The sequence below is a fragment of the Pseudomonas sp. W15Feb34 genome (assembly GCF_023127765.1).
GTDB lineage: Bacteria > Pseudomonadota > Gammaproteobacteria > Pseudomonadales > Pseudomonadaceae > Aquipseudomonas > Aquipseudomonas synxantha_A.
Map to the genome: position 1 here is coordinate 221393 of NZ_SPKN01000009.1, position 18836 is coordinate 240228.

At 60.4% G+C, this 18836-nt stretch carries 18 protein-coding genes; 14 read left to right on the top strand and 4 right to left on the bottom strand.

Annotation, left to right across the window (positions count from 1 at the left end):
• The first annotated feature begins 82 nt into the window (after positions 1–82).
• The 8 genes from mreB to tldD all read left to right on the top strand — a co-directional run bounded on the left by mreB (position 83) and on the right by tldD (position 11273).
• Positions 83–1120, top strand: coding sequence for a rod shape-determining protein MreB (gene mreB / locus E4O97_RS05010; protein WP_002555108.1), 1038 nt, complete (start codon positions 83–85; stop codon positions 1118–1120).
• A 139-nt stretch (positions 1121–1259) separates the two neighbouring features.
• The gene (mreC, locus tag E4O97_RS05015) at positions 1260–2360 is read left to right on the top strand and encodes a rod shape-determining protein MreC (protein ID WP_078820290.1); all 1101 of its coding nucleotides are present in this window, start codon (positions 1260–1262) and stop codon (positions 2358–2360) included.
• Positions 2360–2848, top strand: coding sequence for a rod shape-determining protein MreD (gene mreD, locus E4O97_RS05020; protein ID WP_003188558.1), 489 nt, complete (start codon positions 2360–2362; stop codon positions 2846–2848). The genes mreC and mreD overlap by 1 nt, the downstream gene beginning before the upstream one ends.
• A gap of 50 nt (positions 2849–2898) precedes the next feature.
• Positions 2899–3495, top strand: coding sequence for a Maf family protein (locus tag E4O97_RS05025; RefSeq protein WP_216090746.1), 597 nt, complete (start codon positions 2899–2901; stop codon positions 3493–3495).
• Positions 3496–3565: 70 nt separating this feature from the next.
• Positions 3566–5023 carry a ribonuclease G gene (gene rng, locus E4O97_RS05030; RefSeq protein WP_003188562.1) on the top strand — a complete coding sequence of 486 codons (1458 nt, stop codon included), beginning with the start codon at positions 3566–3568 and terminating at the stop codon, positions 5021–5023.
• A gap of 78 nt (positions 5024–5101) precedes the next feature.
• The gene (locus tag E4O97_RS05035; protein ID WP_248160914.1) at positions 5102–8917 is read left to right on the top strand and encodes a YhdP family protein; all 3816 of its coding nucleotides are present in this window, start codon (positions 5102–5104) and stop codon (positions 8915–8917) included.
• A gap of 48 nt (positions 8918–8965) precedes the next feature.
• The gene (locus E4O97_RS05040) at positions 8966–9814 is read left to right on the top strand and encodes a carbon-nitrogen hydrolase family protein (RefSeq protein ID WP_248160915.1); all 849 of its coding nucleotides are present in this window, start codon (positions 8966–8968) and stop codon (positions 9812–9814) included.
• 16 nt (positions 9815–9830) lie between these two features.
• The gene (gene tldD, locus E4O97_RS05045; RefSeq protein ID WP_012722229.1) at positions 9831–11273 is read left to right on the top strand and encodes a metalloprotease TldD; all 1443 of its coding nucleotides are present in this window, start codon (positions 9831–9833) and stop codon (positions 11271–11273) included.
• A 44-nt stretch (positions 11274–11317) separates the two neighbouring features.
• Here tldD and yjgA read toward each other — a convergent pair whose 3' ends face one another.
• Positions 11318–11839 (bottom strand): ribosome biogenesis factor YjgA, encoded by a 522-nt coding sequence (yjgA, locus tag E4O97_RS05050; RefSeq protein WP_005784816.1) that lies wholly within the window; start codon positions 11837–11839, stop codon positions 11318–11320.
• A 108-nt stretch (positions 11840–11947) separates the two neighbouring features.
• Here yjgA and pmbA point away from each other — a divergent pair, with 108 nt between their 5' ends.
• From pmbA to E4O97_RS05080, 6 genes are all read left to right on the top strand, one after another.
• Positions 11948–13294 (top strand): metalloprotease PmbA, encoded by a 1347-nt coding sequence (pmbA, locus tag E4O97_RS05055; RefSeq protein WP_248160916.1) that lies wholly within the window; start codon positions 11948–11950, stop codon positions 13292–13294.
• 147 nt (positions 13295–13441) lie between these two features.
• The gene (locus E4O97_RS05060; RefSeq protein WP_032877790.1) at positions 13442–13837 is read left to right on the top strand and encodes a hypothetical protein; all 396 of its coding nucleotides are present in this window, start codon (positions 13442–13444) and stop codon (positions 13835–13837) included.
• Positions 13830–15206, top strand: coding sequence for a class II fumarate hydratase (locus tag E4O97_RS05065; RefSeq protein WP_078820293.1), 1377 nt, complete (start codon positions 13830–13832; stop codon positions 15204–15206). Before E4O97_RS05060 ends, E4O97_RS05065 begins: the two co-directional genes overlap by 8 nt.
• Before the next feature lie 27 nt (positions 15207–15233).
• A complete protein-coding gene (locus E4O97_RS05070; RefSeq protein WP_005784824.1) occupies positions 15234–15662 on the top strand; it encodes a hypothetical protein in 429 nt (142 codons plus the stop codon).
• Between the two features lies 1 nt (position 15663).
• Positions 15664–16275 carry a superoxide dismutase gene (locus E4O97_RS05075; RefSeq protein ID WP_248160917.1) on the top strand — a complete coding sequence of 204 codons (612 nt, stop codon included), beginning with the start codon at positions 15664–15666 and terminating at the stop codon, positions 16273–16275.
• A gap of 32 nt (positions 16276–16307) precedes the next feature.
• Positions 16308–17201 carry a ZIP family metal transporter gene (locus tag E4O97_RS05080; RefSeq protein ID WP_248160918.1) on the top strand — a complete coding sequence of 298 codons (894 nt, stop codon included), beginning with the start codon at positions 16308–16310 and terminating at the stop codon, positions 17199–17201.
• 21 nt (positions 17202–17222) lie between these two features.
• Here E4O97_RS05080 and E4O97_RS05085 read toward each other — a convergent pair whose 3' ends face one another.
• From E4O97_RS05085 to ptsN, 3 genes are read right to left on the bottom strand one after another with little or no spacing between them, the layout of a single operon-like run.
• Positions 17223–17495: an HPr family phosphocarrier protein gene (locus E4O97_RS05085; protein WP_032877786.1), complete on the bottom strand. Its 273-nt coding sequence runs from the start codon at positions 17493–17495 to the stop codon at positions 17223–17225.
• A 16-nt stretch (positions 17496–17511) separates the two neighbouring features.
• Positions 17512–18369, bottom strand: a complete 858-nt coding sequence (gene rapZ, locus E4O97_RS05090) for an RNase adapter RapZ (RefSeq protein ID WP_005784834.1) — start codon at positions 18367–18369, stop codon at positions 17512–17514.
• Between the two features lie 2 nt (positions 18370–18371).
• Positions 18372–18836: a PTS IIA-like nitrogen regulatory protein PtsN gene (gene ptsN / locus E4O97_RS05095; protein ID WP_032877784.1), complete on the bottom strand. Its 465-nt coding sequence runs from the start codon at positions 18834–18836 to the stop codon at positions 18372–18374.

Genomic DNA, 18836 nt, shown 5'->3' on the forward strand with positions numbered 1-18836 from the left:
ATTGGCGCCTTGCCCAAAATCCCTGTCGTTGTTAGAGTTTGCCGCACTTTTTTACCCACGCGTTGCCTAGGGTCCCTTTCCCATGTTCAAGAAACTGCGTGGCATGTTTTCCAGCGATCTTTCCATTGACCTGGGCACTGCCAACACCCTTATTTACGTGCGCGAGCGCGGTATCGTTCTGAATGAGCCATCGGTTGTGGCCATTCGGACCCATGGTAATCAGAAAAGTGTCGTTGCCGTTGGCACCGAGGCCAAGCGTATGCTCGGCCGTACACCAGGCAACATTGCTGCCATTCGTCCGATGAAGGATGGCGTGATCGCCGATTTCAGCGTCTGCGAGAAGATGCTGCAGTACTTCATCAACAAGGTTCACGAAAACAGTTTTCTGCAGCCCAGCCCTCGTGTGCTGATCTGCGTTCCGTGCAAGTCCACCCAGGTTGAGCGTCGTGCCATCCGTGAGTCGGCCCTTGGCGCCGGTGCCCGCGAAGTGTTCCTGATCGAAGAGCCGATGGCGGCTGCGATCGGTGCCGGCCTGCCGGTTGAAGAAGCCCGCGGCTCGATGGTGGTGGATATCGGTGGTGGTACGACCGAAATCGCCCTGATTTCCCTGAACGGTGTGGTGTATGCCGAATCCGTGCGCGTGGGTGGCGACCGTTTCGACGAAGCGATCATCACCTATGTGCGTCGCAACTACGGCAGCCTGATCGGTGAATCCACCGCCGAGCGCATCAAGCAGGAAATCGGCACCGCATACCCGGGCGGCGAAGTTCGCGAAGTCGATGTTCGCGGTCGCAACCTGGCCGAAGGCGTTCCACGTGCCTTCACCCTGAACTCCAATGAAGTGCTGGAAGCTCTGCAAGAGTCCCTGGCCACCATCGTTCAGGCCGTGAAGAGTGCCCTGGAGCAGTCGCCGCCGGAGCTGGCTTCCGATATCGCCGAGCGTGGCCTGGTGCTGACCGGTGGTGGCGCCTTGCTGCGCGACCTCGACAAGCTGCTGGCACAGGAAACCGGTCTGCCGGTGATCGTCGCCGAAGACCCGCTGACCTGCGTTGCTCGTGGTGGTGGTCGTGCGCTGGAAATGATGGATAAACACACCATGGACCTGCTCTCCAGCGAATAAGATTGCCTGGATGGTTCATGCTTGGTCGGCAGGCAGCACTTTGCAGTGCTGCCTGTTGGCGTTTATCTTCTTCAATCTGCATCCAGGCCGGTTTGATGCCGTATGAATAAAGAGAACATTTGCCTGGGAGGAGCGGCTTATTAAACCGCTTTTCGCCAAAGGCCCCTCATTGGGCGTGCGCTTATTGGTGCTGACCGTGCTTTCGGTCGCGCTGATGGTGGTCGATGCCCGCTTTGCACTGCTCAAGCCCGTGCGTAGCCAGATGTCGCTGGTGTTGATGCAGACCTACTGGATCACCGACCTGCCACAACGTCTCTACCAGGGCGTGGCCAGCCAATTTGGCAGCCGCACCGAGCTGATCGCCGAGAACGAAAAGCTCAAGACTGAAAACCTGCTGTTGCAGGGGCGCATGCAAAAGCTGGCGGCCCTCACCGAGCAGAACGTTCGTCTGCGCGAGTTGCTCAATTCTTCCGCGTTGGTCAATGAAAAGGTTGAAGTCGCCGAGCTGATCGGCATGGATCCGAACCCGTTCACTCATCGCATCATCATCAATAAGGGTGAGCGCGACGGTGTGGTCCTCGGCCAGCCGGTGCTCGATGCCCGTGGCCTGATGGGCCAGGTGGTGGAGTTGATGCCCTACACCTCGCGCGTCCTGCTGCTGACGGACACGACCCACAGCATTCCGGTTCAGGTCAACCGCAACGGCTTGCGCGCGATTGCCAGCGGTACTGGCAACCCCGAACGCCTCGAACTGCGCCATGTTGCCGACACTGCGGATATCAAGGAAGGCGACCTGCTGGTCAGCTCCGGCCTGGGCCAGCGCTTCCCGGCCGGCTACCCGGTGGCGACGGTCAAGGAAGTGATCCACGATTCTGGCCAACCATTCGCGATCGTTCGGGCCGTGCCGACGGCTGCCCTTAACCGTAGCCGTTACCTGCTGCTGGTGTTCAGCGATAACCGCACCCCGGAGGAGCGCGCCAACGACGCCGCCCAGGCCCAGGAAGCGGAAGACAAGCAGAACGGCACCGCGCCGGTCGTCCCCGCCATTGTGCCCAAACCGGCCTTCGTCGGGCCACCAGCGCCTGCGGCTGCGCCGGCCGTTCCGGCAACCGCAGCGCCTGTCGCCACACCAGCCAAGCCTGCTGCACAGAGTGCTCGCCCGGCTAAACCGGCGGCGACCACCGCGCCTGCGAGGCCTGCGACAACCGCTCCGGCCACCACACGGCAGAGGGAGGAATAATGGCCGGTACTCATTCGCGCAATGGCTGGATCGTCTGGCTGACTTTCGCCATTGGCTTGCTGCTCAGCGTTTCGCCGCTGCCGCAATTCATGGAAATCCTGCGCCCGCTCTGGCTGGCCTTGCTGCTGGCGTTCTGGTCTTTGAACCTGCCGCACAAGGTGGGCATGGTCACGGCGATGTGCCTGGGCTTGGCGGAGGATGTGCTCTATGGCACCTTGCTGGGCCAGAATGCGTTGATCCTGACCCTGATCACTTTCCTGGTGCTGTCGTTGCAACAGCGCCTGCGCATGTTTCCGATGTGGCAGCAGTGCCTGGTGATCCTGGTGATCTTCGGCCTGGCGCAGCTGGTGCAACTGTGGCTGAGCGCCTTGACCGGCAACCGTCAGCCTACGCTGGCGTTGGTCTTGCCGGCGCTGGTCAGTGCATTGCTGTGGCCCTGGATCAGTTTTGGCCTGCGTGGGCTGCGTCGTCGCTATAAAATCAATTGAATGGTTGCGAGGCTCTGCCTGGTTATCGAACCCAACAGGGAGAGGCTGCAATGATTTCGCTTTATCTGGCCTCGGGCTCCCCGCGGCGACGTGAGCTGCTGACCCAGATCGGTGTGCCCTTCACCGTAGTCAGCGCCGCTATTGATGAAACACCGCTTACCCACGAACCTGCCGTTGCCTATGTCGAGCGTCTTGCACGCGGCAAGGCAGCGGCGGGTTTTGTTGCGCTTGGCCAAACCTCGGGCGCCTGCGTACTGGGCGCCGATACGGCGGTGATTATTGACGGCCAGATCTTGGGCAAACCCGTGGACCAGGCCGACGCGCTGGCGATGCTGATGGCCCTTTCGGGCCGCGAGCATGAAGTGCTCACCGCGATTGCCCTCACCGACGGCCAGCGCTGCGAAACTCGATATGTAAGCAGTCTTGTACGTTTTCGCCAGGTTTCTGTCGAAGAGGCTACAACCTACTGGCACAGTGGCGAACCCCAGGACAAGGCCGGCGGCTATGCTATCCAAGGCCTGGGTTCGGTGTTCGTTGCCGGCCTCAATGGCAGTTATTCTGCGGTGGTTGGCCTGCCCGTGTGCGAAACCGCGCAACTGCTCGTCCAATTCGGCATACCCTGTTGGCAAAACATTACCGTGCGCTGAACGCCGTATTCCAGCGCCAAGCCTTGAGCGATCGGTCACTATTGTGAAAACGCCTGAACGAGACCCAGCCATGAGTGAAGAGATTCTGATCAATATCACGCCGATGGAATCGCGCGTGGCGGTGGTAGAGAACGGTGTTCTGCAAGAAGTGCATGTCGAGCGTACCCAAAAGCGTGGGATCGTCGGCAATATCTACAAAGGCAAGGTGGTGCGCGTACTGCCAGGTATGCAGGCAGCATTTGTCGATATCGGCCTGGACCGTGCTGCGTTTATCCACGCTTCGGAAATTTCCCTGCGCGAAGGCCCTGCGGTGGAAAGCATCAGCGCCCTGGTGCACGAAGGGCAGAGTTTGGTGGTGCAAGTCACCAAGGACCCTATCGGCTCCAAGGGCGCACGCTTGACCACCCAGTTGTCGATTCCCTCGCGCTACCTGGTGTACATGCCGCGCACTGCCCATGTCGGCATTTCCCTGAAGATCGAAGACGAAGCCGAGCGTGAACGCCTGAAAAAGGTGGTCAGCGACTGCGTGGCTGCCGAGGGCATCAAGGAAGCGGGCGGGTTTATCCTGCGTACCGCCGCCGAAGGCGCCGGCGCTGATGAGATCCTTATGGATATCCGCTACCTGCGGCGGTTGTGGGATCAGATCGACGCACAGATCAAGACCATTGGCGCGCCCAGCGTCATCTACGAAGACCTGGGCCTGGCGCTGCGTACGCTGCGTGACCTGGTCAGCCCGAAAATTGAGAAAATCCGTATCGACTCGCGGGAAACCTTCCAGCGCACCACGCAATTTGTTGCCGAGCTGATGCCGGAAATTGCCGACCGCCTGGAGCACTACCCCGGCGAGCGGCCGATCTTCGACCTGTATGGCGTTGAAGACGAAATCCAGAAAGCCCTGGAGCGCAAGGTGCCGCTCAAATCCGGCGGCTACCTGGTGGTGGACCCGGCCGAAGCCATGACCACCATTGACGTTAACACTGGCGCATTCGTGGGCCATCGCAACCTCGAAGAGACCATCTTCAAGACCAACCTGGAAGCCGCCACGGCGATCGCTCGCCAACTGCGCCTGCGCAACCTCGGTGGCATCATCATCATCGACTTCATCGACATGGAAGATGAGGAGCACCAGCGCCAGGTATTGCGCACCCTCGAAAAGCAGCTGGAGCGCGATCACGCCAAGACCAACATCATCGGCATCACCGAGCTGGGCCTGGTGCAGATGACCCGCAAGCGCACCCGCGAAAGCCTTGAGCAGGTGCTGTGCGAGCCGTGCAGCAGTTGCCAGGGGCGGGGTAAATTGAAAACCCCGGAAACCGTTTGCTACGAAATTTTCCGCGAAATCCTGCGTGAGGCACGTGCCTATCAGGCCGAGGGTTATAGAGTGCTTGCCAACCAGAAAGTGGTCGATCGCCTGCTGGACGAAGAGTCGGGGAACGTCGCGGAGCTGGAGAGCTTTATCGGTCGCACGATTCGCTTCCAGGTCGAAACCATGTATTCCCAGGAACAATACGACGTGGTGCTGCTCTGATCCCCAATTGCTTGCCTTATTCGAGACCGGCGGACCTTGATCTGCCGTCCGCTAACTGTTTTTTGAGGGTCGCCTGACATGGAGCGTCTGATACGCTTTTTTGCCGCTTTGACCCGCTGGGGCTTGGGCCTGTGTGCGTTGCTGCTGGTATTGGCGGCGGTGTACGTAAGCCTGGGGCGTGAATTGACCCCATTGGTCGCCGAATATCGCGCCGAAATCGAAGCCAAGGCCCAGGCTGCAGTGGATACACCGCTGCATATCGGCAGCCTTGAAGGCCGCTGGAGCGGGTTTGCTCCGGTATTGCTGGCTCACGATGTGATGGTCGGCGAGGGCAGCAGTGCCTTGCGCCTGGACCAGGTGGAAGTGGTACCGGATATGTGGGCCAGCCTGTTGGCCCGTGAAGTGCGCATCGCCCACCTTCAAGTCAGCGGCCTGCAATTGAGCGTCAAGGAAGACAAGGACGGCCGCTGGACGCTGCAAGGCTTGCCGGTTCAGGACGACCAGCCGCTGGACCCGCAACAGTTGCTGACGCGCATGCAAATGGTCAAGCGCGTGTCGGTGCTGGACAGTCAGGTTACCTTGCAGCCCTTCGATCAGGCGCCGGTGACCGTGACCTATGTAGGCCTGAGCCTGCATACCGGCATGAGCCATCAGCGTCTGGATGCACGGCTGACCTTGCCTGATGGCCAGCCGCTTGCTGTCAGCCTGCGTAGCCGTATTCGCGCCAGCCAGTGGAAGGACGCAGAGATCGACGCCTACCTGAGCCTGCCGCAAAGCGACTGGGCCAAATGGATTCCCGCCCGGCTAACCCAGCAATGGAAACTCACGCGGTTCAAAGCCGGCGGTGAGTTTTGGCTCAGTTGGGCCAAAGGCACCGTGCAAAGCGCTGCTGTTCGCCTCAACTCGCCGCAAGTGAAGGGCAGCTACGCCGACCGCAAGCCCGTGCATCTGGAGAATCTGGCGCTGACGGCCTACCTGCAACGCAGTGATAGTGGCCTTGAAGTGCTGTTCGATTCGCTGGCAATGAACATTGGCGACACCCGCTGGGAGTCGCGCATTCAATTGCAGCAAAACCTGGCGACCGATAAAGAACAGGAAGTGTGGAAGTTGCAGGCCGATCGTCTTGACCTGACGCCGATCACGCCGCTGCTCAATGCCTTGGCGCCGTTGCCCGAAGGTTTCGCCAAGACCGTCGAGCATCTCAAGGCCACTGGCCTGTTGCGTAATGTGCTGGTGGATTTCCGCCCTCAGGACGCCACCGACCAGAAAGTCAGCTTTGCCGCGAACCTTGAGCGTGTCGGTTTCGACGCGTATTTCGGTGCGCCGGCCGCGCGTAATGTGTCCGGCAGCATCAGTGGCGACCTGGGCCATGGCGAACTGCGCATGGACAGCAAGGATTTTTCCCTGCATCTGTTCCCCATCTTCGCCAAGCCCTGGCAGTACATCCAGGCCAATGCACGCCTGACCTGGAAACTCGACAAACAGGGTTTCACCCTGATCGCTCCGTACATCAAGGTGCTGGGCGAAGAGGGCAAGGTCGCGGCGGACTTCCTGATTCGCCTGCATTTCGATCATAGCCAGGAAGACTACATGGACCTGCGGGTCGGCATGGTCGATGGCGATGGCCGTTTTACCCCCAAATACTTGCCGGCCGTGTTGAGCCCGGCGCTGGATGAGTGGCTGCGTACCGCGATTCTCAAAGGGGCAGTGGATGAAGGCTTTTTCCAGTACCAGGGGTCGCTGAGCCACAACGCCCTGCCGGCGTCGCGCAATATCAGCCTGTTCTTCAAGGTGCATGACGCCGAACTGGCCTTCCAGCCGGGTTGGCCCCATGTGAACAAGGTTAATGGTGAAGTGTTCGTCGAGGAAAGCGGCGTGCGCATCCTGGCGAGCAAGGGGCAGTTGCTCGACACCCGGGTCAAGGATGTGTACGTCAATATTCCTCACGCACCGGCCGGCAAGGACAGTCATCTGTTGCTCACCGGCGGGTTTTCCGGTGGCTTGGGTGATGGTCTGAAAATTCTTCAGGAAGCGCCCATCGGTACCGCGTCCACGTTCGCCGGCTGGAAAGGCGAGGGTGACCTGCAAGGTAGCCTGGACCTTGACGTTCCCCTGGCCAAGGGCACCGAGCCCAAGATCGTGGTGGACTTCAAGACCGACAAGGCACGCCTGCAATTGGCTGAACCGCCCTTGGACCTCACCCAGCTCAAGGGTGATTTTCGCTTCGATAGCGCCAAGGGCCTGAGCGGCCAGAACATCTCGGCCCAGGCATTCGAGCAACCTATCACTGCGCAGATCTTCGCCGAGGGCAACCCGGGCAATATCAGCACTCGCGTGACTGCCAAGGGGCAGGTGGCGGTCAAGCGCCTGACGGATTGGCTGAACGTCAGTCAGCCGTTGCCGGTATCCGGCGATATTCCTTACCAGTTGCAGGTTATTCTGGACGGTGCGGACAGTCAGTTGATGGTCAACTCCAACCTCAAGGGTGTTGCGGTGGATCTACCGGCGCCGTTCGGCATGCCGGCCAGCCAGGGACGTGACAGCACCTTTCGCATGACGTTGCAGGGCGCTGAGCGACGTTACTGGTTTGATTACGGCGAGCTGGCGAATTTCACCTTTGCGGCGCCGCCGGACAACTTCAATAACGGCCGTGGCGAATTGTTCCTGGGTGACGGTGACGCGCTGTTGCCCGGGGCCAAGGGCTTGCGCATTCGTGGCGTGCTGTCGGAACTGGATATCGATCCCTGGAAAAAGCTCGTGGACCGCTACGCGGGTAACGACCCAGGTGGCAATGCCAAGCAACTGCTCAGTGGCGCCGACTTCAGGGTAGGCAAGCTGACCGGATTTGGTACCCAGTTTGACCAGGTCAAGTTGCAGCTTGATCGCAAGCCGGCTGCCTGGGGCCTGCAGCTCGACAGCCAGCAAGCCAACGGCACGGTGAACCTGCCCGATGCCAAGGGCGCGCCGATTGCGATCAACCTCAAGTACGTCAAATTGCCCGCAGTGGACCCGACAGCCCAGGCCGACGAAAACGCACCGGACCCGCTGGCCGATATCGACCCCAAAAGCATCCCGGCACTGGACATCGCCATTGACCAGCTGTTCCAGGGCCCCGATCTGATAGGGGCATGGTCGCTGCGGATTCGTCCGACCGCCAAGGGCCTGGCCTTCAATAACCTGGACCTGGGCCTCAAGGGGATGCTGCTCAAGGGCGCCGGTGGCTGGGAAGGCGCGCCGGGCGCCAGCAGCAGTTGGTACAAGGGCCGCCTCGATGGCAGAAATATCGCCGATGTGCTCAAGGGCTGGGGTTTTGCGCCTACGGTGACCAGTGAGGATTTCCATCTGGACGTGGATGGCCGTTGGCCGGGCTCGCCGGCCTGGGTTGGGCCCAAGCGCTTTTCCGGCAGCCTGGATGCCGCATTCCGTAAAGGTCAGTTCGTTGAAGTGGAAGGGGGCGCCCAGGCATTGCGGGTGTTTGGCCTGCTTAACTTCAACTCCATTGGCCGGCGTTTGCGTTTGGACTTTTCCGACCTGTTTGGCAAAGGCTTGAGCTATGACCGAGTCAAGGGCTTGCTGGCTGCCAGTAATGGTGTGTTCGTGACCCGTGAGCCCATCACCATGACCGGGCCCTCGACCAATCTTGAGCTTAACGGCACCCTGGATCTGGTCGCCGATCGCGTCGACGCCAAGCTGCTGGTCACGTTGCCGGTGACCAACAACCTGCCCATCGCGGCGCTGATTGTCGGTGCGCCTGCCATTGGTGGTGCGTTGTTCCTGATCGACAAGCTGATCGGTGATCGGGTTTCGCGCTTTGCCAGTGTGCAGTACAAGGTGCAAGGCCCTTGGAAGGATCCGAAAATCACCTTCGACAAGCCATTTGAAAAGCCAAACTGAGAGCCTGTGGAGTAGCATGGCCCCATGCCCTGTCTGGAGTGTCGGCCCATGTCCTTTGCAGTAATCCAAATGGTCAGCCAGAGCGACGTGCTGGCCAACCTCGCCCAGGCACGCCGCCTGCTGGAGCAGGCGGCGGCAAACGGCGCGAAACTCGCGGTTTTGCCGGAGAACTTCGCCGCCATGGGACGCCGTGACGTGGCCGACATTGGCCGCGCCGAAGCATTCGGTGAAGGCCCGATCCTGCCATGGTTGAAACAGGCTGCCCGCGACCTCACCTTATGGATACTGGCCGGCACGTTGCCGCTGCCGCCCAGGGACCATCCCCACGCCAAGGCCAACGCTTGCTCGCTGCTGATCAATGATCAGGGTGAAATCGTCGCTCGCTATGACAAGCTCCACTTGTTTGATGTGGACGTAGCGGATGCTCGCGGTCGCTACCGCGAATCCGACGACTATGCTTTTGGAAGCAATGTAGTGGTGGCGGATACGCCAGTGGGCCGCGTGGGGCTGACGGTGTGCTATGACTTGCGCTTTCCCGAGCTGTACAGCGAATTACGCGCTGCGGGGGCTGAATTGATTACCGCGCCCTCGGCCTTTACGGCGGTGACTGGGGCCGCCCATTGGGATGTGCTGATTCGGGCGCGGGCCATTGAAACCCAGTGCTACCTGCTGGCAGCGGCTCAAGGCGGTGTGCACCCAGGCCCACGGGAAACCTTTGGCCACGCGGCAATCATCGACCCTTGGGGGCGGGTGCTGGCGCAACAGGATCAAGGCGAAGCGGTGCTACTGGCCGAACGCGATAGCGGTGAACAAGCGTCGATACGGACGCGCATGCCGGTGGCGAACCACCGGCGCTTTTTCTCGCAGGGCGCGCAGCGGCCTGCTTCAGAACGATGAATTTAAGGCCAAACCTATGAGCGAGTTGTTGTCCTCAGTCAGTGAACACCTCCTGGCACCCGGTGGCGTGACCATCGAAAGTTTGCAAACCGTGCTGGGCGATCTCGCCGGGCCAGGCATTGACGCGGCTGACCTGTATTTCCAGGGGCAGATTTCCGAGTCCTGGGCCCTGGAAGACGGCATCGTCAAGGAAGGCAGTTTCAACCTCGACCAGGGAGTGGGCGTGCGTGCCCAGTCTGGTGAAAAAACGGGTTTTGCCTACAGCAATGCGATCACCCTGGAGGCGCTGGGCCTGGCAGCACGTGCTGCGCGCTCGATCTCCCGCGCTGGACAAAATGGCACGGTGCAGGCGTTCAGCACCCAGGACGTGGCTCAGTTGTATGCGCCGGATAACCCCCTGGAAGTGATCAGCCGTGCGGAAAAAGTCGAGCTGCTGAAACGTATCGACGCCGCTACTCGTGCCTTGGATCCCCGTATCCAGCAGGTTACCGTAAGCATGGCCGGTGTGTGGGAGCGCATCCTCGTGGCGTCCACCGACGGCGGGCTGGCGGCGGATGTACGGCCGCTGGTGCGTTTCAATGTGAGTGTGATCGTTGAACAGAACGGTCGTCGCGAACGCGGTGGCCATGGCGGCGGCGGGCGTACCGACTACCGCTATTTCCTCACCGATGACCGTGCCATGGGTTATGCCCGTGAAGCGCTGCGCCAGGCGCTGGTCAACCTCGAAGCCATCCCTGCACCGGCCGGCACCTTGCCGGTGGTGCTGGGCTCGGGTTGGTCCGGGGTGCTGTTGCACGAAGCGGTCGGTCATGGCCTGGAAGGCGACTTCAACCGCAAGGGCAGTTCGGCCTACAGCGGGCGAATGGGTGAGATGGTTGCGTCCAAGCTGTGCACCATCGTGGACGACGGCACGCTGGCCGGGCGCCGTGGTTCGCTGAGCGTCGATGACGAAGGCACGCCGACCGAATGCACCACCCTGATCGAAAACGGCGTGCTCAAGGGCTATATGCAAGACAAGCTCAACGCTCGCCTGATGGGCGTGGCGCGCACCGGTAACGGCCGTCGTGAGTCCTACGCGCATTTGCCGATGCCACGCATGACCAATACCTACATGCTCGGTGGCGAAAGCGATCCGGCGGAAATCATCGCCTCGGTGAAACGCGGTATCTATTGCGCCAATCTGGGCGGTGGCCAGGTCGACATCACCAGCGGCAAGTTCGTGTTCTCCACCAGCGAGGCGTACCTGATCGAAGACGGCAAGATTACCGCGCCGGTCAAAGGGGCCACCTTGATTGGTAACGGGCCGGAGGCCATGAGCAAGGTGTCGATGGTCGGTAACGACCTGTCGCTGGACAGCGGCGTGGGCACATGCGGGAAGGATGGGCAGTCAGTGCCGGTAGGCGTGGGGCAGCCAACCCTGAAAATTGATGCGATCACCGTGGGTGGCACGGGGTCGTAAGGACGGAGCTTCGGGTGGCGAAGGCCGCCACCCGTGGAAGAGGATCAGCGCAGGCCGCGTTGAGTCTCGTCCAGCTCACGGATGTACTTGAAGATTTTACGGCTGGTGGCCGGCGCTTTGTTGTGCGCCTGCTCGTGCTGGGCCTGACGGATCAGGGAGCGCAATTGCTGGCGGTCCGCATCCGGGTAGTCCATCACGAATTTCTCCAGCACGGCGTCATCGCCCGCGATCAGGCGGTCACGCCAACGTTCCAGGTTATGGAAGCGTTCGTTGTACTGGCGAGTGGAGGCATCGGTTTGATCAAGCAAGGTCAGAATGGCGTCAATGTCCTGATCGCGCATCAGTTTGCCGATAAACGAGATGTGCCGTTTGCGCGCGATATTCGCGGTGTGCTTGGGCGCATCAGCCAGGGCCCGGCGCATTTCGTCGGTCAATGGCAGTTTGGCAATCAAATCTTTTTTGAGCGTTGTAAGGCGCTCGCCGAGGTCAACCAGAGCATGCAGCTCGCGTTTGACCTGGGTTTTGCTTTTCTCCCCATCGAGGGAGTCGTCGTAAGAATCAACCATGGTGGCAGTCCGCAAAGAAACGCCGCCATGATAACCAGTCGGGGGCCGCTTGTCCGGCCCGGTCGCTCGATGGCCTTAACCGAAAGCAGAATTTGAGTGGAGAAAACCATGAGTGCAGCCCAAAGCGTCGGTCCGCAAGCGTTACCGGCACTGCAGGAACAAGTCGAGCAGATCCTCGCCGAGGCCAAGCGCCAGGGGGCCAGCGCCTGTGAAGTGGCGGTGTCGCTGGAGCAGGGGCTGTCGACTTCGGTGCGCCAGCGGGAAGTGGAAACGGTCGAGTTCAACCGCGACCAGGGGTTCGGCATCACCTTGTACGCAGGCCAGCGCAAAGGCTCGGCCAGCACCTCGGCCAGCGGCCCGGAAGCGATTCGCGAGACCGTCGCCGCTGCGTTGGCGATTGCCAAGCACACCTCCGAGGATGAAAGCTCGGGGCTGGCCGACAAGGCGCTGATGGCCAGGGATGTGCAGGATTTCGACCTGTTCCACGCCTGGGACATCACCCCGGAGCAAGCCATTGAACAAGCGCTGATCTGCGAAGCGGCGGCTTTCGATACCGACCCTCGGATCAAGAATGCTGATGGCACCACGCTGAGCACTCACCAGGGCTGCCGTGTGTACGGCAACAGCCATGGTTTTATCGGCGGTTATGCGTCCACACGTCACAGCCTCAGTTGCGTGATGATCGCCGAAGCCAACGGCCAGATGCAGCGTGACTACTGGTACGACGTGAACCGCCAGGGTGATTTGTTGGCAGACCCCGTCAGCATTGGCCAACGGGCTGCACAGCGTGCCGCCAGTCGCCTGGGCGGGCGCCCGGTGCCGACGTGCGAAGTGCCGGTGCTGTTTTCTGCGGAACTGGCCGGTGGTTTGTTCGGTAGCTTCCTGGGGGCGATTTCCGGTGGCAACCTCTATCGAAAATCGTCATTCCTTGAAGGCGCAATCGGCCAAAAGCTGTTTCCTGAGTGGTTGACCATCGATGAGCGCCCGCATTTGATGCGTGCGATGGGCAGTTCGTCGTTCGACGGTGATGGCCTGGCGACCTATGCCAAGCCGTTTGTCGAAAATGGTGAGCTGGTCTCGTATGTGTTGGGTACCTATGCCGGTCGCAAGCTTGGCCTGCCGAGTACCGCCAACTCCGGTGGCGTGCATAACCTGTTCGTGACCCATGGTGACGAAGACCAGGCTGCATTGCTGCGACGCATGGGGCGTGGCTTGCTGGTGACTGAGCTGATGGGCCAGGGCCTGAATATGGTCACCGGCGATTACTCACGGGGCGCGGCAGGTTTCTGGGTGGAAAATGGTGAAATTCAATTCGCCGTCCAGGAAGTGACGATCGCCGGCAACATGCGCGATATGTTCAAGCAAATTGTCGCTGTGGGTAATGATCTGGAGTTGCGCAGCAATATCCGCACGGGGTCTGTGCTGATCGAGCGGATGACGGTCGCCGGTAGCTAACCTCTCCGGTACTCAAGGAAAGGCGCGCCATCCCAAGGATGGCGCGCCTTTTTTATTGCCCATGTCACAGAGGTATTAATCGAGTACTCTTGTTTTGATTCTCAATATCATTTAATAATAAATATCATTACCGAATGAGTGTGGATCATGAGTTCTGTCCTGCATGAGGATCCGTATCTGGAAAGCTGGCGCTGGATGAGCCGCCAGATTCGCTGTGGCCTCGATCCCAATGAACCTCGCCTGATCGAACATTACCTCAATGAAGGTCGATACCTGGCCTGTTGCACCGCGACCCATCCGTGGACGATCGCCGAAACTTCATTCCGCCTGCTGATCGACACCGCCAGCGATATCGCGCTGCCCTGGCATTGGCGTTCGATGTGCCTGGACCAAGCGTGGCGCCCGCTGCGCGACCTGGAAAAACTCTCCCAGTGTGCCTGCCGCCTCAAGCGCTGGCAGACCTTTGCCTGGCAGTTGGCGACCTGTGAATTACTGCCTTCGATTTCCGTTTCTGACTTGGTGCAAGGATCTAATGATGAGTAATACCCGTATCGAACGCGACAGCATGGGCGAACTGCATGTGCCGCAAGACGCGTTGTATGGCGCGCAAACCCAGCGAGCGGTGAACAACTTCCCGATCAGCCATCAGCGTATGCCGGCGCAATTCATCCGCGCCCTGATCCTGGCCAAGACAGCCGCGGCCAAGGTCAACGTCGACCTCAAGCAGATCAGCGAAGGGCAGGGCAAGGCCATTGTCGATGCCGCCCAAGGCTTGCTCGAAGGTGACTACATGCAGCACTTCCCGGTGGATATCTTCCAGACCGGTTCCGGCACCAGCTCCAACATGAACGCCAATGAAGTGATTGCGACCCTTGCCAGTCGTTTGCTCGGCGAGGTGGTCAACCCTAACGATCACGTCAACTGCGGCCAAAGCAGCAACGACATTATCCCCACCACCATTCACGTCAGCGCCGCCTTGGTACTGCATGAGCAAACGCTGCCAGCCCTGCTGCACCTGGTGCAGGTGATCGAGCAGAAGGCTGAAGAGGTGCATCCGTTCATCAAGACCGGCCGTACCCACTTGATGGACGCCATGCCGGTGCGCATGAGCCAGGTGCTCCATGGCTGGGCGCAGCAGCTCAAGGCCAATATCGGGCACTTGCAGGACCTGCTTCCGGCCTTGCAGGCACTGGCCCAGGGCGGCACAGCGGTGGGCACCGGGATCAACGCGCATCCTGAATTTGCCGGGCGTTTCAGCCAGCAACTGAGCCATTTGACCGGGGTGAAGTTCACGCCCGGCAAGGACCTTTTTGCATTGATTGGCTCCCAGGACACTGCCGTCGCAGTTTCCGGCCAGTTGAAGGCCACGGCTGTATCGCTGATGAAGATTGCCAACGACCTGCGCTGGATGAACTCCGGCCCCTTGGCCGGCCTCGGTGAAATCGAGCTGGAGGGCTTGCAGCCGGGCTCGTCGATCATGCCCGGCAAAGTCAACCCTGTGATCCCGGAAGCCACGGCGATGGTCGCCGCGCAGGTCATCGGCAATGACACCGTCATCACAGTTGCGGGTCAATCGGGCAACTTCGAGCTGAACGTGATGTTGCCGATCATCGCCCAGAACCTGCTCAGCAGCCTTGAGTTGCTGGCCAACTCCAGTCGTTTGCTGGCGGACAAGGCCATTGCCAGCTTCAAGGTCAACGAAGCCAAGCTCAAAGAAGCACTGTCGCGCAACCCGATCCTGGTCACCGCCCTTAACCCGATCATTGGTTACCAGAAGGCCGCTGAAATTGCCAAGAAGGCTTACCAGCAAGGCCGCCCGGTCATCGATGTCGCCCTTGAGCACACCGACCTGCCGCGCAGCCAACTGGAAGTCCTGCTGGACCCGGAAAAGCTCACGGCTGGCGGCGTGTAATTAACCACCCTGCTTTGGAGGCTCACCATGGAGCACTGGAAACGTACGATCGAACGGGCCAATCGCTGCTTTATGGCGGGCGAGCTGGTGGATGCCCGCGAGGCCTATCTGCAAGCCCTGGCCCTGGCCCAAGTGTTGTTCGAACGCTGGGCGGATGCCGACGAAGCAGTGGCGGCCTGCGTCATTTCTCATCACAACCTGGCGGACCTGCACTTGCGCCTGAATCAACCTGAGGAAAGCGCGGAATACCTCTGCGCCATTCACCAGCGATTGTTGCAGACCATGCAGGACCCGCGCCTTAACCCGCAGTTGCGCGAGGCGGCGTTGCGCCAGAGCAGCAAGACCTACGTCGAGCTGTTGAATTTCATCAGCGATCACGGCGAGTACCCCCGCACCCACCGGTTGCTGGGCGATGCTGCGCCGCAGTCGACCTCGTCTCACTATGGAGCACATTGATATGACTTACACCCTGCCGGCACTGCCTTACGCCTATGACGCCCTTGAGCCGCATATCGACGCGCAAACCATGGAGATTCACTACACCAAGCATCACCAGACTTACATCAATAATCTGAATGCTGCCGTGGAGGGCACGGAATTCGCCGGTTGGCCGGTGGAGAGGCTGGTGTCCAGCGTGCAGAAATTGCCGGAGAAATTACGCGTTGCCGTGGTCAATCAAGGAGGCGGCCATGCAAACCATTCGTTGTTCTGGGCGGTCATGTCACCTACAGGGGGCGGTAAGCCCGAAGGCACGCTGGGCAAGGCTATCGATGAGCAATTGGGCGGTTTTGACAGTTTCAAGGAGGCATTCACCAAGGCTGCGCTGACCCGCTTCGGCAGTGGCTGGGCCTGGTTGAGCGTCACCCCGCAAAACACGCTGGTCGTGGAAAGCAGCGGCAACCAGGACAGCCCGCTGATGAGCGGCAACACGCCAATCCTCGGTCTGGACGTCTGGGAACATGCCTACTATCTGCGGTACCAGAACCGTCGCCCTGAATACATCAATGCGTTCTACAGCGTAATTAACTGGCCGGAAGTTGCAGCCCGCTACCAGGCCGCCTTGGCCTGACATTCACTCTAAAACAAGATCTAAGGGCGACTATGGGCACTGAAACACTGGCGATCAGCAGCGTGCGAATGTTCCGTTATGCGTTCGGTTCACTGCTGTTATTGGCAGGGACTGCGTTGCTGGTGGCCCATGGGCTGGCCTGGTTGGACCTTGAGCCGCGTATCCTGCGCGCGTTGCAGGGCGGCGCGATTTGCGCGCTCGGCACGGCGCTGGGCGCGGTGCCGGTCCTCGTGATTCGGCGGATGCCGGTAGCGTTGAGCGATACCTTGCTGGGCTTCGGTGCAGGTGTGATGCTCGCAGCGACCGCTTTTTCCCTGGTCGTGCCGGGTATCGCCGCGGCTGAAGGCCTGGGGCTTTCGCCGTGGGGTGCGGGTGGGCTGATCAGCTTCGGCATCATGCTGGGCGCATTCGGGTTGTATCTGGTGGATCGCAAGGTCTCCGGCGCCAGCCCGGAGATGCTGGTGGGGACGCCGGATAAGCCGGTGATCCCGCCGCGCATCTGGCTGTTTGTATTCGCCATCATTGCGCACAACATTCCCGAAGGCATGGCAGTGGGCGTCTCCGCGGGAGGAGGGATGGCGGATGCTGACAGTCTCGCCATGGGCATTGCCTTGCAGGATGTACCCGAGGGCTTGGTGATCGCGCTGGTATTGGCTGGGGCGGGGATGTCGCGGATCAAGGCGTTCCTGATCGGCGGCGCATCAGGATTGGTTGAACCGGTATTTGCGGTGCTCTGCGCCTGGCTGGTGAGCCTGGCTGAGGTGTTGCTGCCGTTGGGGCTGGCGCTGGCCGCCGGTGCGATGTTGTTGGTAGTGACCCATGAAGTCATCCCCGAATCGCGTCGCAACGGTCACGAAAAGCTCGCCAGCCTGGGGTTGTGTATCGGGTTTTGCCTGATGATGGTGATGGATACGGCGTTGGGCTGAAGCCAGCTCTCGTATCGGCGGTTATTCGCCTTCATCGAATTTGTTGTTGATCAGCTCAACCAACGCCGCCATCGCTTCCTGCTCTTGCTCGCCTGCAGTGTGCAGATGAATCGTGGTGCCCTTGCCGGCTGCCAGCATCATCATCGCCATGATGCTCTTGCCATCGACCATGGACTCCGGTGTGCGCCCGGCGCGGATCTGGCAGGGAAACTTTCCGGCCACGCCGACGAACTTTGCCGACGCCCGGGCGTGCAGGCCCAGCTTGTTGATGATTTCAATTTCCAGAGCGGGCATCGCGCAGGTGTTCCTTTCAGCTTAGGTCGCGGTGGCGAACCTGGACATTCTTGAGGGTTTGTTGCAGCACCTGGCCCAGCCGCTCAGTCAGGTAAACCGAGCGGTGATGGCCACCCGTGCAGCCAATGGCAATGGTGACATACGCCCGATTGCTAGCGGCAAAACGCGGCAACCATTTAAGCAGGTAGCTGGAGATGTCCTGGAACATCTCTTCCACATCCGGCTGCGCGGCGAGGTAGTCGGCGACGGGCTGATCCAGCCCCGACTGATCGCGCAATTCCGGCTTCCAGTAAGGGTTGGGCAGGCAGCGCACATCGAACACCAGGTCGGCATCGACCGGCATGCCACGCTTGAAGCCAAACGACTCGACCAGGAACGCTGTGCCCGGCTCGGGCTGATTCAGCAGGCGCAACTTGATCGCGTCACGCAACTGGTACAGGTTCAGGCTGGTGGTGTTGATCTTCAGGTCGGCCAGATCAATGATCGGCCCCAGCAGTTTGGTCTCGTCTTCAATGGCTTCGGCCAGGGAGCGGTTGGCGCTGCTGAGCGGGTGGCGTCGACGGGTTTCGGAGAAACGCTTGAGCAGGGTTTCTTCATCGGCATCCAGGTACAGCACATCGCAATGAATGTGCTTGGCGCGCACTTCTTCGAGCAGTTCCGGGAACCGCGAGAGGTGGCTGGGCAGGTTGCGGGCGTCGATCGACACAGCGACCAGCGGCTGCGCCAGCTCGGTGTGGATAAGGGCGCGCTCCGCCAACTCCGGCAGCAGGCCGGCCGGCAGGTTGTCGATGCAATAGAAGCCGTTGTCCTCAAGCACATTGAGGGCGGTGCTTTTACCTGAGCCGGAGCGGCCGCTGACGATGATCAAACGCATGATTACTGCCCGTTTTGTTCATCCAGGACGACCTGATACAGCGCCTCGTTGCTGCTGGCACTGCGCAACTTGTCACGTACTTCCTTACGGTCGAGCATACTGGCTATCTGCCGGAGCAGTTCCAGGTGCGCATCGGTGGCGGCTTGCGGGACCAGCAGCACGAACAGCAGGTCAACCGGAGCACCGTCGATGGCGTCGAAGTCGATGGGTTTTTCCAGGTGCAGCAAGGCGCTGACCGGGGTCTGGCAGCCTTCGAGGCGGCAGTGAGGAATAGCGATGCCGTTGCCAAAACCGGTGGAGCCGAGTTTTTCACGGGCAATCAGAGCCTCGAAAACATCTTGCATCTCCAGCTCAGGCACTTGGCTGCTGATCAGGTTGGCAATTTGTTCCAGGGCGCGCTTTTTACTGCCGCCCGGCACGTTCACAAGGGAACGGCCGGGGGTCAGGATGGTTTGAAGTTGGATCAT

Bases quoted from the DNA above. Each gene is read 5' to 3' on its own strand.
- E4O97_RS05065 (WP_078820293.1), top strand. From the start codon at position 13,830: ATGAGTAATACCCGTATCGAACGCGACAGCATGGGCGAACTGCATGTG.
- mreB (WP_002555108.1), top strand. From the start codon at position 83: ATGTTCAAGAAACTGCGTGGCATGTTTTCCAGCGATCTTTCCATTGAC.
- E4O97_RS05025 (WP_216090746.1), top strand. From the start codon at position 2,899: ATGATTTCGCTTTATCTGGCCTCGGGCTCCCCGCGGCGACGTGAGCTG.
- E4O97_RS05085 (WP_032877786.1), bottom strand. From the start codon at position 17,495: ATGCCCGCTCTGGAAATTGAAATCATCAACAAGCTGGGCCTGCACGCC.
- ptsN (WP_032877784.1), bottom strand. From the start codon at position 18,836: ATGATCCAACTTCAAACCATCCTGACCCCCGGCCGTTCCCTTGTGAAC.
- rapZ (WP_005784834.1), bottom strand. From the start codon at position 18,369: ATGCGTTTGATCATCGTCAGCGGCCGCTCCGGCTCAGGTAAAAGCACC.
- mreD (WP_003188558.1), top strand. From the start codon at position 2,360: ATGGCCGGTACTCATTCGCGCAATGGCTGGATCGTCTGGCTGACTTTC.
- E4O97_RS05075 (WP_248160917.1), top strand. From the start codon at position 15,664: ATGACTTACACCCTGCCGGCACTGCCTTACGCCTATGACGCCCTTGAG.
- rng (WP_003188562.1), top strand. From the start codon at position 3,566: ATGAGTGAAGAGATTCTGATCAATATCACGCCGATGGAATCGCGCGTG.
- E4O97_RS05060 (WP_032877790.1), top strand. From the start codon at position 13,442: ATGAGTTCTGTCCTGCATGAGGATCCGTATCTGGAAAGCTGGCGCTGG.
- E4O97_RS05040 (WP_248160915.1), top strand. From the start codon at position 8,966: ATGTCCTTTGCAGTAATCCAAATGGTCAGCCAGAGCGACGTGCTGGCC.
- yjgA (WP_005784816.1), bottom strand. From the start codon at position 11,839: ATGGTTGATTCTTACGACGACTCCCTCGATGGGGAGAAAAGCAAAACC.
- E4O97_RS05080 (WP_248160918.1), top strand. From the start codon at position 16,308: ATGGGCACTGAAACACTGGCGATCAGCAGCGTGCGAATGTTCCGTTAT.
- E4O97_RS05070 (WP_005784824.1), top strand. From the start codon at position 15,234: ATGGAGCACTGGAAACGTACGATCGAACGGGCCAATCGCTGCTTTATG.
- tldD (WP_012722229.1), top strand. From the start codon at position 9,831: ATGAGCGAGTTGTTGTCCTCAGTCAGTGAACACCTCCTGGCACCCGGT.
- E4O97_RS05035 (WP_248160914.1), top strand. From the start codon at position 5,102: ATGGAGCGTCTGATACGCTTTTTTGCCGCTTTGACCCGCTGGGGCTTG.
- pmbA (WP_248160916.1), top strand. From the start codon at position 11,948: ATGAGTGCAGCCCAAAGCGTCGGTCCGCAAGCGTTACCGGCACTGCAG.